This is a genomic window from Rathayibacter sp. VKM Ac-2927 (assembly GCF_022815525.1).
GTDB lineage: Bacteria > Actinomycetota > Actinomycetes > Actinomycetales > Microbacteriaceae > Rathayibacter > Rathayibacter festucae.
Map to the genome: position 1 here is coordinate 1 of NZ_JALGRT010000008.1, position 13,537 is coordinate 13,537.

Here is a 13,537-nt window from a genome sequence, read left to right on the forward strand (position 1 = left end):
GCCTCCTCAAACGAGCCCTCTGCCGCGAACTCTTCCCCCTCCTCTGCCGACCTTGACAAATAGAAGCTTCGAGATCCTCCGTTGTCGGAGCGGGAGGCGATCGGCCCCTCGTGACGGAGGGGTGGGTCTCGATACGTCCCTGCGGGACTACTCGACCAGCATGAGAGAGAGATGCTGGTCTTACTTCCCCTCGCCACCGGGCCGGGACGGCGTCCCGCGCACGCCCGCCGTAGGCTGGCCGGATGACGTCCCGGGTGCGCCTCCTGCTGGCCTCGTCGCATCCCGGGCCGACCGTCACCGTCACCGTGCTGGCGACCGTGCTCGCCGCGGCGTCCGGGCACGCACCAGGGATCGTCGTCCTCGTGGCGCTCGCCGTCTTCGCCGGGCAGCTCTCGATCGGGCTGGCGAACGACTGGATCGACGCCGACCGCGACCGCGCCGTCGGCCGCACCGACAAGCCCGTCGCGCTCGGCCGGATCAGCGTCGGCGAGGTCCGCGCCGCGGCGCTCGGCACCGCCGCGGTCGCCGTCGTGCTCTCGCTCCTGCTCGGGCCGGTCGCCGCCGTCGCCCACCTCGTCCTCGTCGCCGCGGGCTGGGCCTACGACGCCGGACTCAAGCGCACCGCGTTCTCCGTCGTCCCGTTCCTCGTCGCCTTCGGGCTGCTCCCCGTCGTCTCCGTCGCGGCGGGCGGCGGGCAGCTGCCGGCCTGGTGGGCGGTCGCCACGGGCGCGGTCTTCGGCGTCGCGATCCACTGCACCAACGTGCTCCCCGACCTCGTCGACGACGCGGCGACCGGCGTCCGCGGCTTCCCGCACCGCCTCGGGCTGCGCCTCTCCGGCGTCGTCGCGTTCGGCTCGCTGATGCTCGGCGCCGTGCTCGTGCTGCTCGGCCAGGTCGTGGGTGACGATCCGGTCGGCGGCCCGGGAATCGTCCTCGCCGTCGTCGCGACCGTCGCGGTCCTCGTCCTCGCGGCCGCCGGCGTCCGCCTGGTGCTCACCGGCCCGCCGACCCGCACGCTGTTCCGCCTGGTGATCGCCTCCTCGCTCGTCCTCGTCGTCGAGCTCGGCCTGGCGGGCGCGCGACTCGTCGCCTGACCGGCCCCGGCAGCCCCGGCAGCCCGAGCAGCCCGACCGCCGGCCCTACGACCACCGCATCGAGTACACCCGCGCGAGCAGGTCCGAGGTCGGCAGCGCCAGCAGCGCCCGCAGCAGTCCCTCGCGCCCGAGCAGCCCCGCGCCGCCGGCCGGCCGTCCCGCCGCCATGTTCAGCTCGGCCTGCCGCGCCGCGCGCCGCGCCACTCGCATCCGCCGCCGGGCGAAGGCGGGGAACGGCCCGGCCCCACCACTGCGCACGGCGTCCGCGAGCAGCGGCGCGAGCTCGGCCGCGTCGAGCCAGCCCAGGTTCATCCCCTGCCCGCCGATCGGACTGATCTCGTGCGCCGCATCCCCGATCAGCACCACCCGGCCCACGCCGATCCGCTCCGCCGCGCGCCGCCGCACCTGGAAGCCGCTGAGCATCGTGCAGGTCGCCGGGTCGGGCTCCGCGCCGGTCCGCGCCCGCACCACGGTGCTGAGCGCCAGGGCGGAGGCCGGATCGGGCGCCGCGTCCGGCCGCCACGCGGGCGCCACCAGATCGTCACCCGCGAGCGCCACGTAGCGCCGCCGCCCGCCCGGCAGCGGGAACGACTCGATCACGCCGTCCGGCCCGACGTCGACGAGCGCCGACGACGCCCGCGCGGCCGGCTCCGGGTCGGCGAAGTCGCCCATCACGTAGGAGTCGGGGTAGTCGCGGCCCGTGCTGCGGATCCCGAGCAGCTCGCGCACCGCGCTGCGCGCCCCGTCCGCGCCGACGACGAAGGCGGCGCGCACCGTTACTGGAGCGCCGTGCTCGTCCGCCCCGGTCGCGTCGACGTGGTCTCGCCCGCGGTCGAGTCCGGTCAGCGTGACGCCCGAGCGCAGCGCGTCCGGCGCCACCTCGCGAAGCCGTTCGCGCAGGATCGACTCGGTCCGGTGCTGATCGAGGGTGACGACGTACGGATGCGTGCGCGAGGCCCGCGCGAACGACAGCGCCCCGAGCACCCGGCGCCGGCTCACCGCGACGCCCTCCGCGACCCGGACGCCCTCGGCGAGGATCCGCTCGGTGGCACCGATTTCGGCCATCGCGTCGAGCGAGGGCGGATGGATGCCGATCGCCCGCGACCCGGCGGGCACCGCGGTCCGCCGCTCCCAGACCTGCACGTCGACCCCGCGCCGGGCGAGCAGCGCGCCCAGCAGCACGCCGACCGGTCCGCCGCCGACGACCAGCACGTCGGTCCGCTGCAGGCTCATCCCCCCATGCAATCAGACGCGCGAGAGCGACAGGCCGGAGAAGAACGTCACCGCCCCGAAACAGCCCCGGCATCTGCGCTCCCTAGCCTGGCCACGGTCTCCGCGGTCGGCGCGGAGCACGACGCCGCTGAACGGGGCACACATGAGTGGGAACACGGTCCGCCGCGACGCGATCAAGGACGTCGAAGCCTACGTCCCGCCCGCGGTCGTCTTCGATCAGACCGAGGCGCCGGGCGAGATCTTCGGCTCGAACGTCTTCAGCACGATCGTGATGCGGCAGCGCCTGCCGAAGTCGGTCTTCAAGTCGGTCATGGCCACCATCGAGCACGGGGCCGTGCTCGACCCGCTGGTCGCCGACGCCGTCGCCTCGGCGATGAAGGACTGGGCGCTCGAGAAGGGCGCCACCCACTACGCGCACGTCTTCTACCCGCTCACCGGGCTCACCGCCGAGAAGCACGACAGCTTCTTCGAGCCGGTCGGCGACGGCTCGGCTCTGGCCGAGTTCGCCGGCAAGACCCTGGTCCAGGGCGAGCCCGACGCGTCGAGCTTCCCCAACGGCGGGCTCCGCAACACCTTCGAGGCCCGCGGCTACACCGGCTGGGACGTCACCAGCCCGGCCTACGTGCTCGAGAACCCGAACGGCAACACCCTCTGCATCCCGACCGTCTTCGTCTCGATGACCGGCGAGGCCCTCGACCACAAGACGCCGCTGCTGCGCTCGCAGCAGGCGATGGGCGAGCACGCCGTCCGCATCCTGAAGCTCTTCGGGCACGTCGCGCCGAAGCCCGTCGTCTCGTTCTGCGGACCGGAGCAGGAGTACTTCCTGATCGACCGGCACTTCTTCCTCGCCCGCCCCGACCTGCTGAACGCCGGCCGCACCCTCTTCGGAACCAAGCCGCCCAAGGGCCAGGAGTTCGACGACCACTACTTCGGCGCCATTCCGGAGCGCGTGCTCGGCTTCATGATGGACACCGAGCGCGAGCTGTTCAAGCTCGGCATCCCCGCGAAGACCCGGCACAACGAGGTCGCTCCCGGTCAGTTCGAGATCGCCCCGATGTTCGAGCGCGGCAACATCGCCGCCGACCACCAGCAGCTCCTGATGACCACGTTCAAGTCGGTCGCGAAGAAGCACGGGATGGAGTGCCTCTTCCACGAGAAGCCCTTCCTCGGGGTCAACGGCTCCGGCAAGCACGTCAACTTCTCGCTCGGCAACAGCGAGCTCGGCTCGCTCCTCGTCCCCGGCGACACCCCGCACGAGAACGCGCAGTTCCTGGTGTTCTGCGCCGCAGTCATCCGCGCGGTGCACCGCTACGGCGGGCTGCTGCGCGCCTCCGTCGCCTCCGCCTCGAACGACCACCGCCTCGGTGCCAACGAGGCCCCGCCCGCGATCATCTCGATCTTCCTCGGCGACCAGCTCGCCGACGTCTTCGAGCAGCTCGCGAAGGGCCCGGCGACCTCGTCGAAGGGGCGCGGCGCGATGCAGATCGGCGTCGACACCCTGCCGATCCTCCCGACCGACCCGGGCGACCGCAACCGCACCAGCCCGTTCGCCTTCACCGGCAACCGCTTCGAGTTCCGCGCGCCGGGCTCGATGCAGTCGGTCGCCGGCCCGATGGTGACGATCGCCACGATCATGGCGGAGTCGCTCGACTTCGCGGCGACCGAGCTGGAGACCGCGGTCGCCGCCGGTACCGACTTCGACACCGCGGTGCAGGACCTCCTGACCGCGATCATCACCGAGCACGGCGCGGTCGTCTTCAACGGCGACGGCTACGCGGACGCCTGGCCGATCGAGGCCGAGAAGCGCGGGCTCGCCAACCTGCGCACGACGCTCGACGCCCTGCCCGAGCTGATCACCGACTCCGCCCTCGAGCTCTTCGAGAAGTACCGGGTCTTCAACCACCGCGAGATGCACAGCCGCTACGAGATCGGCCTCGAGCAGTACGCGCTGTCGGTCGGCGTCGAGGCGCGGTTGACGCTCGAGATGGGCACGACCTCGATCCTGCCGGCCGCCGTGCGGCACCAGACCGAGGTCGCGCTGAACGTCGGCGCGCTGAAGGCCGCCGGAGTGGAGCCGGATCTCGCGCCGCTGCACGAGGTGAGCGCGCCGATCGCCGACCTGCGCACGGCGCTCGCCACGCTGAAGGACGCGCTCGCCGCGGAGCCGGGCCACACGGCCCTCGCCGAGGCGGAGCACGCCCGTGCCGCGCTGATCCCGGCGATGGCGGCCGTCCGCGAGGCGGCCGACACCATCGAGGGGCTCATCGCCGACGACCTGTGGCCGCTGCCGACCTACCAGGAGATGCTCTTCATCCTGTAGCCGGGCCAGGCCTGATCGCCTCGCCCTGCTCGCCGCCTCAGCGCGCGCGGAGCAGGGCGAGGAACTCGTCCGCCATCGCCAGCTGGTCCTGCAGCTTCGCGCGGCGGAGCGACGCCTCCTCCTCGAAGGCGGCCAGCCGCGCGCGGATCGCGGCGGTCTCCTCCGGGGTCTCCGCCTGCTCCAGGCTGTCGACGACGCGGAGCAGCTCGGTCATCGCGTCGAGCGTGTAGCCGAGCGGCTTCATCCGGCGGATGAGCAGCAGGCGGTCGAAGTCGCGCTCGGTGTAGAGGCGGAACCCGCCCTCGGTGCGGCCGCTCGGCCGGAGCAGCCCGACCTCGTCGTAGTGCCGGATCGTCCGCAGCGACAGCGACGACCGGTCGGCGAGCTCGCCGATGCGCATGGTCGCCTCGACATCCTCGGCCGTCAGCTCGGTGCTGTGCTCGTCCGTCATCTCGACTCCGTTCCGTCAACCCTCACGTTACGGTAGGTTGGTCCGTCGTGTCCGTCCCCATCAGCCCGACCAGCCTGCCCGGGCCCCGCCCCGCCGTCGCGAACCGCGCGATCACCGTCCTCGACGCCCTCCGCTCACCGCGCCAGCTCTCCCGCGAGGTGCTCGCCGGCATGGTGACGACGCTCGCGCTGGTGCCCGAGGTGATCTCCTTCTCGGTCGTCGCGGGAGTGGACCCGATGGTGAGCCTCGTCGCGTCGATCGTCCTCGCGCTGACCATGTCGATCCTCGGCGGGCGCCCCGGTGTGATCACCGCGGCCGCCGGCTCCGTCGCGCTGGTCATCGCGCCGCTCGTCTCGGAGCACGGCGTCGAGTACGTGCTGCCGACGGTGATCCTCGCCGCGGTCATCCAGATCGTCTTCGGCTTCGCCGGTCTCGCGAGGCTGATGCGGTTCATCCCGCGCTCCGTGATGATCGGCTTCGTCAACGCGCTCGGGATCCTGATCTTCCTGGCGCAGGTGCCGCATGTCATAGGAGTGCCCTGGATCGCCTACGCCCTCTTCGCCGCGACCCTGCTGATCATCTTCGTGCTGCCCCGCTTCACCACCGCGGTGCCGGCTCCGCTGGTCGCGATCGTCGTCGTGACGGCCGTCGTCATCCTCGCGAACCTGGCCGTCCCGGACGTCGCGGACGAGGGACCGCTGACCGGGCAGCTGCCCGGCATCACGCCGTTCCTGGTGCCGCTGGACCTCGCGACGCTGCAGCTGATCCTGCCGACGGCGCTCAGCGTCGCCTTCGTCGGACTGATGGAGACGCTGCTCACCGCCAAGCTCGTCGACGAGATGACCGGCACCCCCTCGCACAAGGGCCGCGAGTCCTGGGCGCTCGGCGTCTCGAACCTGCTTGCCGGCTTCTACGGCGGCATCGCCGGCTGCGCGATGATCGGCCAGACCGTGCTCAACGTGAAGACCGGCGGCGCGCGCACCCGGATCTCGACGATCGTCGCCGGCGTCTTCCTGCTCGCGCTGGTCACCGGGCTCAGCTCGGTGATGGGCCGCATCCCGATGGTGGCGCTCGCCGCGGTGATGATGATCGTCGCGATCAGCACCGTCGACTGGCACAGCCTCCGCCCCTCGACCCTGCGCCGGATGCCCGTGCCCGAGACGCTCGTGATGGTCGTCACCGTGGTCGTCGTCGTCGCGACCGACAACCTCGCGCTGGGCGTGCTGGTCGGCGTGATCCTGGCGATGATCCTCTTCGCCCGCCGCGTCGCCCACGTCATCGCGGTCGAGCGCGCCCTCGCCGACGACGGCGCGTCCGTCCGCTACACCGTGACCGGCCCGCTCTTCTTCGGCAGCAGCAACGACCTCGTCGACCGCTTCGCCTACTCCGACGACCCGGCCGCCGTCGTCATCGACCTCGGCCGCGCCCAGATCTGGGACGCCTCCACCGTGGCCGCCCTCGACTCCATCGAGACGAAGTACCGCGACCACGGCGCCACCGTCACCATCGAGGGCCTCGACGAGCGCAGCACCGGCTTCCACCGCCGCCTGACGGGCCGCCTCGGCAGCTGACCCGCGTCCGTGCTGAGCGAGCGGCCCGCGGATCGGGCCCTCTCATGCTGATCGAGTAGCCCGCGCAGCGGGCGTATCGAGATCCACCACCGTCAGAACGCGAGTCTGCAGCCCCGCCCTGCTGGTGGTGGCGGGTCTCGATACGCCCCTGCGGGGCTGCTCGACCAGCATGAAAAGGGGCGCGGCGCGTCCTCGCCCTCGTCCGGCACGGTCCGGGTTGCGCGCGGGGGACCGAGTGGAGGAGCCTCGGAGGCCCCCGGAGTACGCTCGCGCGCATCCCTTCCGACGCTCAGCAAGGAGCACGACCATGACCGACGACGCTCAGGGCTTCACCCTCACCCGGCTGTTCGACGCGACGCCCCAGGAGATCTGGAGTGCGTGGACCGACCCCGACGAGCTCGCCCAGTGGTGGCACCCGCGCGGGCTGACCACTCCGCGCGACACCGTCGAGGTGGACCTGAAGGTCGGCGGCCGCTATGCCTACACGATGGTCTCGACCGCGAGCGAGGAGACCTACCCGACCGGCGGTGTCTACCGCGAGATCACGGCTCCCGAGAAGCTCGTCTTCACCTGGGGCGAGCCCGGCGACGCGGACGCGCCCGTCGTGACCGTGTCGATCCGCTCGGCCGGCGAGCTGACGCGCCTGACCTTCGAGCTGGCCGGCGTCGACGGCGAGCAGGGCGACGACTCGTTCTACGACGGCTGGGACCAGGCGATCGACGCGCTGGCCGACCACCTCGATCCCGCAGCCTCCGTCGCGGGCTGAGACCTTCGCCTCCCTGCTCGGAAGCGTCAACCCCTGGAGCGGACGCCGCTGCGCGGGGTTGTCTGGTGGGCCCGCTCGACTCCGAGACGCGGGAGAGACGGAGGGCGCCCTTGACCGCGCACACCAGCAGGAGCGGCGACCGCATCGCCGCCATCGAGACCTACGCCGACGACGCCGGCTGGCACAACCGCATCGCGGGCGCCGCCGTCCCGCTCACCCGCCACGACTCCCGCGAGGAGGCGGAGCGCCTCGGCGCCGAGATGGCGCGGCAGCGCGGCGGCGGCCACCGGGTCCTCGCCTAGCGGCGCTGCCCCGACCCGCGCCCGCCGCCGCTGCCCAGGGCCTGCCCAGGGCGCGGTGACACGCTGGCGGGAGCCGATGACGGCGAACCGGACGAGGGAGCAGTACCCGGCAGCACGACAAGACTGACTCGAAGGAGTGAGTCGTCGTGTCCTGGATCGTCCTGATCGTCTCCGGTGTCCTCGAGGCCGTGTGGGCCACCGCCCTCGGCAAGTCGGAGGGGTTCACCCGCCTCTGGCCGTCCGTGATCTTCGGAGTCGGCGTCGTCGCCAGCCTGTCCGGGCTGGCCTACGCGATGCGCGACCTGCCCACCGGCACGGCCTACGCCGTCTGGGTCGGGATCGGCGCCTCGCTGACCGTGCTCTACGGCATGTTCTTCGGCGGCGAGGGCTTCTCGCTCGTCCGCACGCTGCTGGTCCTCGGGATCGTCGGCTGCGTGATCGGGCTGAAGCTGCTGCACTGAGCCGGTGCTTTCCCAGGCGACGTTCCGCGCCAGCGCGTTGCAGGAGAACGATCGTTCCCCTAGGCTCGGAATCCCAGGGAGAGCGCCGGCACGGCAGGTGCTCCCCGCCCCGAAGGAGGAACCATGCCCACTCGTTCTGCACGCACCGCCTGGAACGGCTCGCTCGAGACCGGCGAGGGCCAGGTCGAGCTCTCGAGCTCGAAGCTCGGCACCTACGACGTCTCGTTCCCCAAGCGCGCGGCCGACGACGCCAACGGCTCGACCAGCCCCGAGGAGCTCCTCGGCGCCGCGCACTCGGCCTGCTACGCCATGCAGTTCTCGGCCGTCCTCGGCCAGGCCGGCGGCACCGTCGAGGCGCTCGACGTCCGCGCCGACGTCTCCCTCGGCCCGGACTCGGCCGGCGGCTTCAAGCTGACCAAGATCGCCCTCGTCGTCAGCGGCGAGGTCTCCGGCATCGACGAGGCCGCCTTCCTCAAGGCCGCCGAGGACGCGAAGAACACCTGCCCCGTCAGCAAGGCGCTCACCGGAGTCGAGATCACCCTCGACGCCACATTCGAGGGCTGACGCTCCTCGCCCACGCACACGAGCACCCCGTCGCGCACTGCGGCGGGGTGCTTCTGCGTCCGGCGGGCGGATCCCGAGCACGTGCCCGCGCACAACATGAGCTGAGAAGGGGGTCCCTCCGCTGACAGAGGAGGCCGGGTGCTCTCAGCTGAGGTTGTGCGCGCCGACGCCGGCGACGGCGACCCCATGCTGGTCGAGTAGCCGCGGGACGCGGCGTATCGAGACCCGGGGTCAGGCGTCCGCGCGGTAGCGGAAGCCGGCGCCGAGGTGCTCCTCCGGCAGGCGGTCGCCGCGGCCGTGCAGCTTCTGGCGGAGCGTGCCCTCGACGTACTCGTCGGGGTAGGCGCCGCGGCGGCGCAGCTCCGGCACGATGAACTCGACGACGTCCTCGAAGGTGCCCGGGGTGATCGCGTAGGCGAGGTTGAAGCCGTCGACGTCGGTGTCCTCGACCCACTCCTGCAGGTGGTCGGCCACCTCGGAGGGCGAGCCGACGATGAACGGGCCGAGGCCGCCGATCGCGCCGAGCTTCGCGATGTCGCGGACCTTCCACTCGCTGCCGTCCTCGTTCGCCTCCTGGAAGTTGGCGACGGTCGACTGGATCGCGTTGCTCTTCACGTTGCCGATCGGCTCGTCGAGGTCGTACTGCGAGAGGTCGATGCCCATCCAGCCGGACATGAAGACCAGCGCGCCCTCCTCGCTCGCGTAGGAGAGGTAGTCGCGGTGCTTCGCGTGCGCCTTCTCGCTGGTCTCGTCGGTGATGATCGTCAGCAGCGTGTAGATCTTCGCGGAGTGGCGGTCGCGGCCGGCGGCCTCGAGCGCGTCGCGGATCCGCGAGACGGTGGCCTTCAGGCCCGCCTTGGTCGAGGACGCGACGAAGATCGCCTCCGCGTTGCCCGCCGCGAACCGGATCCCGCGCGGCGACGCGCCGGCCTGATAGATGACGGGGGTGCGCTGCAGCGACGGCTCCGAGAGGTGGATGCCGGGCACGGTGAAGTTCTTGCCGCGGTGGCCGATCTCGTGCACCTTCGCCGGGTCGGTGAACACGCCGGACTCGCGGTCGCGGATGACGGCGTCGTCCTCCCACGACCCCTCCCACAGCTTGTAGAGGACCTCGAGGTACTCGTCGGCGACGTCGTAGCGGTCGTCGTGCTCGAGCTGGTCCTCGTGGCCCATGTTGCGCGCGGCGCTGGGCAGGTAGCCGGTGACGACGTTCCAGCCCACGCGGCCCTTGGTCAGGTGGTCGAGCGTCGACATGCGGCGCGCGAACGGGTACGGGTGCTCGTAGGCCGTGCCGGCCGTGATGCCGAAGCCGAGGTGCTCGGTCGCGGCGGCCATCGCCGAGACGAGCAGGATCGGGTCGTTCACCGGGACCTGCGCGCCGTGCCGGATCGCGGCCTCGTTCGAGCCGCCGTAGACGTCGTAGGTGCCGAGGACGTCGGCGATGAAGATGCCGTCGAAGGTGCCCCGCTCGAGCAGCTTCGCCAGACCGGTCCAGTAGGAGAGGTCCTTGTAGCGCCAGGACTGGTCCTGAGGGTGGCGCCACATGCCCGAGGACTGGTGGGCGACGCAGTTCATGTCGAAGGCGTTGAAGCGGATCTGACGAGTCATCCCTCGATCGTGCCCAGAGTGGCCGGGAATCGGCACCGCTGTCGTCGCACGACGTCACAAAGCGATGGCCGTCGGACTGCACCCGCAACCCGAATCAGCTTCGCCCTTGATTCGGGTTGTAGCTTTAACCCGATACAACGCACCCGCTGGTTCGGGTTGTCGAAGGGAGCCCGATGACGTCCGAGTGGCCGGCGCACGAGTACGAGACGCGCCCCTGGCGACAGACCGTCCGGGCCGGCACGCGCGCTGACCGGATGCTCAGCGAGGTCGTGGTCGCCCTGCCGCCGCTGATCGCGGAGTCCTCCTGGGAGCCGCCGCCCGCCTCCCGGCCGGCCCTCGACGACGCCAGACACGCGGTCATCGCCCTGGACGCCGAGTACGGGAACCGGCTCGGCGTGCTCGGCCGGCTCCTCCTCCGCACCGAGGCGGTCTCCTCCTCCAAGATCGAAGACGAGGACGCGAGCCTGGAGGACTGCGCCCGCGCGACCATCGGCATCCGGGCGAACTCCAGTGCGACGTCGATGGTGGCCGCGGCCGAGGCGATGACGGGCATGGTCGACGCCGCCGGCCGGACGGGCCTGATCGACGAGGCGGCGATCCTCACGGCGCACCGGGTCCTGATGGCCGACGACCCGGTGGACGCCCGGTCCGCCGGGGCCTACCGGCCGATGCAGAACTGGATCGGCGGCAGCGACCACTCCCCGCGCGGTGCGGTGCACGTCCCCCCGCCGCCCGAGACGGTCCCGGCGCTGATGGCCGACCTGATCCGGTTCTCGAATCGGAGCGACCTCGACCCGATCGTGCAGGCCGTGATCGCGCACGCGCAGTTCGAGTCGATCCACCCCTTCACCGACGGCAACGGGCGCATCGGCCGCGCGCTGATCACCGCGATCCTCCGCCGTCGCGGGCTGACGAGGACCACGGTCGTCCCGGTGGCGTCGGCGCTGGTCGCGGATCGCGAGCGCTACTTCGAGCTGGTGAACGACTACCGGGACGGGGCGCTCGCGCCCTTCGTCGACGAGCTCGCGCGCGCCTGCGCGATCGCGGCTCCCGAATCGGCCCGGACGGCCGCCGTCCTCGAGGCGCTCCCGGCCGCCTGGTGGGCCGCCGTCCGGCCGCGGGCGGGGAGTGCGGCGGCGCTCCTCCTCGACGGGCTGCTCGACCACCCGATCGTCACGACCGCCCGCGCGATCGCGCTGACCGGACGGGCGCCCTCGAGCGTCGGCGCGGCGATCGGGCAGCTCGTCGCCGTCGGGGTGCTCACTCCGCTGACCGACCGGAAGCGGGACCAGGCCTGGGTGGCCGTCGACGTCCTGGACGAGCTGGCCGACCTGGAGGACCGCATCGGCACGGCGATGCTCGACGCGCAGTCGGGCTGAGCCGGCCGAGTGCGCGGGGCCGCGCCTACGCCAGCTCGCGGGCCAGGAAGCGCACGTGCTCGCGGATCTGGAACACCTCGCCGCCCTCGTGGCCGTTGAACGGGTAGACCCGGATCTCGCGCGGGCCGGCGTAGCGGTTGTAGGAGGCGTAGACGGTGGAGGGCGGGCAGATCTCGTCGAGCAGGGCGACGGAGAACATCGCCGCGACCTCGGCGTGCGGGGCGAACGAGGTGCCGTCGAAGTAGGACAGCGTGTCGAACACGAACGACTCCGAGCCGCGGTGGGTGCGCAGGTAGCGCACGACCTCGCCGTACGGCATGGTCTCCACGATCCGCACGGCGTGGCCGATGTGGCTGAGGAACGGGACGTCGATGATCGCGGCGCGCGCCGACTCCGATTCGCCGAGCATGCCCAGGACGCCGGCGACGGCGAGGCAGATGCCGCCGCCCTGGCTGCCGCCCGAGATCGCGACGCGCGCGGGATCGACGGCGGGGTGGGCCCGCAGCACGTCGAGCGCGCGGACCGCGTCGGTGAAGACGCGGCGGTAGAAGTGGTCTGCGGGGGACTCGATGCCCTGGGTCATGAAGCCGCTGACGTGCGGGCCGCTGCCGACGGGGTCGGGGGTGTCGCCGCCGCGGTGGCCGGAGCCCTGGCCGCGGGTGTCCATCACCAGGTGCGCGTAGCCGGCGGCGCTCATCGCGGTCCACTCGTCGACCAGGCCGCGGCCGCCGCCGTAGCCGATGTAGGTGACCAGCGCGGGGAGGGGCCCCTCGACGCCGCGGGGGAGGATCAGCCAGCCGCGGATCGGGTGGCCGCCGAAGCCGGAGAAGGTGACGTCGAAGGTCTCCAGGAGCGGGAAGCCGGCGTCGACGGGCTCGAAGACGGGCTCGGTCGCGAGGCCGCGGGCCTCGGCGATGGTCTCGCGCCAGAAGTCCGCGAAGCCCTCGGGCTCCGGCAGGTCGGGCTGGTACTGCTCGAGGAGCTCGAGCGGGAGGTCGAACTGCGGCATCGCGGTCTCCGGGGTCGTTCGTCAGCGGACGCTCGAACCTATCGCGGCGACGCGCGTCCGCGGTGCCTGGACGCGGCGTGGGAGTGCGCCCCAGGACGGAATTCCTCCCCTCCGCGGGCGTTCCCTTCCCCATGACCACTTACGGAATCATCGGAGCAGGCAACATCGGCAGCCAGGTCGCGCGCGCGGTCCTCGCCCAGGGCGACGAGGTCGTGATCGCGAACTCGCGCGGTCCCGAGACCCTCGCCGACCTCATCGCGGAGCTCGGCCCGAAGGCGCGCGCCGCAACCGCGCAGGAGGCGGCCGAGGCCGCGGAGATCGCGGTGGTGACCGTGCCGCTGAAGAACCTCGAGGAGGTGCCGGTCGCGCCGCTCGCCGGCAAGATCGTCCTCGACACGAACAACTACTACTTCGAGCGCGACGGCCGCATCGAGGCGCTCGACAAGGGCGAGACGACCACGAGCGAGATGCTGCAGAAGCACCTCCCGGAGTCGAAGGTCGTCAAGGCGTTCAACCACATCATGGCCGCGGACATCACGACCGACGGCACCCCGGCCGGCACCGAGGACCGCCGCGCGCTCGCCACGTCGAGCGACTACCCCGAGGCCGTGCACTTCGTCACCGACCTCTACGACCGCCTCGGCTTCGACACCGTCGCGATCACGCCGCTGAGCGAGTCCTGGCGCGTCGAGCGCGACCGCCCCGCCTACGTGGTGCGGCAGAACCGCGAGGAGCTCGAGGCCAACCTCGCGAAGGCCCCGCGCACGGTCTGACCGAGC

Annotated in this window: 13 protein-coding genes and 1 riboswitch; of the genes, 9 read left to right on the forward strand and 4 right to left on the reverse strand. The window is 72.0% G+C overall.

The window, feature by feature from the left end; all coding sequences use genetic code 11:
- The first annotated feature begins 242 nt into the window (after window positions 1-242).
- Complete coding sequence (locus MT353_RS19240; RefSeq protein WP_243625635.1) at window positions 243-1,094, forward strand: UbiA family prenyltransferase; 852 nt, start codon at window positions 243-245, stop codon at window positions 1,092-1,094.
- A 45-nt stretch (window positions 1,095-1,139) separates the two neighbouring features.
- Here MT353_RS19240 and MT353_RS19245 read toward each other — a convergent pair whose 3' ends face one another.
- Complete coding sequence (locus MT353_RS19245; protein WP_243625636.1) at window positions 1,140-2,327, reverse strand: NAD(P)/FAD-dependent oxidoreductase; 1,188 nt, start codon at window positions 2,325-2,327, stop codon at window positions 1,140-1,142.
- Window positions 2,328-2,469: 142 nt separating this feature from the next.
- On the opposite strand from MT353_RS19245, the gene MT353_RS19250 reads away from it, so the two are divergent.
- Window positions 2,470-4,647: a glutamine synthetase III gene (locus MT353_RS19250; RefSeq protein WP_127888167.1), complete on the forward strand. Its 2,178-nt coding sequence runs from the start codon at window positions 2,470-2,472 to the stop codon at window positions 4,645-4,647.
- Window positions 4,648-4,684: 37 nt separating this feature from the next.
- Here the strand turns inward: MT353_RS19250 and MT353_RS19255 are convergent, their stop codons facing one another.
- Window positions 4,685-5,098 (reverse strand): MerR family transcriptional regulator, encoded by a 414-nt coding sequence (locus tag MT353_RS19255; protein WP_243625637.1) that lies wholly within the window; start codon window positions 5,096-5,098, stop codon window positions 4,685-4,687.
- A gap of 74 nt (window positions 5,099-5,172) precedes the next feature.
- On the opposite strand from MT353_RS19255, the gene MT353_RS19260 reads away from it, so the two are divergent.
- From MT353_RS19260 to MT353_RS19280, 5 genes are all read left to right on the forward strand, one after another.
- Entirely contained in the window at window positions 5,173-6,669 is a 1,497-nt protein-coding gene (locus MT353_RS19260; RefSeq protein ID WP_243625759.1) for a SulP family inorganic anion transporter, read from the forward strand.
- A gap of 307 nt (window positions 6,670-6,976) precedes the next feature.
- A complete protein-coding gene (locus MT353_RS19265; RefSeq protein ID WP_243616411.1) occupies window positions 6,977-7,435 on the forward strand; it encodes an SRPBCC domain-containing protein in 459 nt (152 codons plus the stop codon).
- Between the two features lie 110 nt (window positions 7,436-7,545).
- Entirely contained in the window at window positions 7,546-7,737 is a 192-nt protein-coding gene (locus tag MT353_RS19270; RefSeq protein ID WP_243599715.1) for a DUF2188 domain-containing protein, read from the forward strand.
- Between the two features lie 67 nt (window positions 7,738-7,804).
- Window positions 7,805-7,870, forward strand: a riboswitch (guanidine-III (ykkC-III) riboswitch).
- 13 nt (window positions 7,871-7,883) lie between these two features.
- Window positions 7,884-8,198, forward strand: a complete 315-nt coding sequence (locus MT353_RS19275; protein ID WP_123444485.1) for a multidrug efflux SMR transporter — start codon at window positions 7,884-7,886, stop codon at window positions 8,196-8,198.
- A 123-nt stretch (window positions 8,199-8,321) separates the two neighbouring features.
- Entirely contained in the window at window positions 8,322-8,762 is a 441-nt protein-coding gene (locus MT353_RS19280; RefSeq protein WP_123444486.1) for an OsmC family peroxiredoxin, read from the forward strand.
- A 231-nt stretch (window positions 8,763-8,993) separates the two neighbouring features.
- On the opposite strand, the gene MT353_RS19285 is transcribed toward MT353_RS19280, so the two are convergent.
- On the reverse strand, window positions 8,994-10,370 hold the full coding sequence (locus MT353_RS19285) for an LLM class flavin-dependent oxidoreductase (RefSeq protein ID WP_243599716.1): 1,377 nt from the start codon (window positions 10,368-10,370) through the stop codon (window positions 8,994-8,996).
- Window positions 10,371-10,543: 173 nt separating this feature from the next.
- Here MT353_RS19285 and MT353_RS19290 point away from each other — a divergent pair, with 173 nt between their 5' ends.
- Window positions 10,544-11,749: a Fic family protein gene (locus MT353_RS19290; RefSeq protein WP_243625638.1), complete on the forward strand. Its 1,206-nt coding sequence runs from the start codon at window positions 10,544-10,546 to the stop codon at window positions 11,747-11,749.
- Between the two features lie 25 nt (window positions 11,750-11,774).
- Here the strand turns inward: MT353_RS19290 and MT353_RS19295 are convergent, their stop codons facing one another.
- Complete coding sequence (locus MT353_RS19295; RefSeq protein WP_243625639.1) at window positions 11,775-12,758, reverse strand: acetylxylan esterase; 984 nt, start codon at window positions 12,756-12,758, stop codon at window positions 11,775-11,777.
- 131 nt (window positions 12,759-12,889) lie between these two features.
- Between MT353_RS19295 and MT353_RS19300 the strand changes: the two genes are divergently transcribed.
- Window positions 12,890-13,531 (forward strand): NADPH-dependent F420 reductase, encoded by a 642-nt coding sequence (locus MT353_RS19300; RefSeq protein WP_173250901.1) that lies wholly within the window; start codon window positions 12,890-12,892, stop codon window positions 13,529-13,531.
- Window positions 13,532-13,537 lie beyond the last annotated feature (6 nt).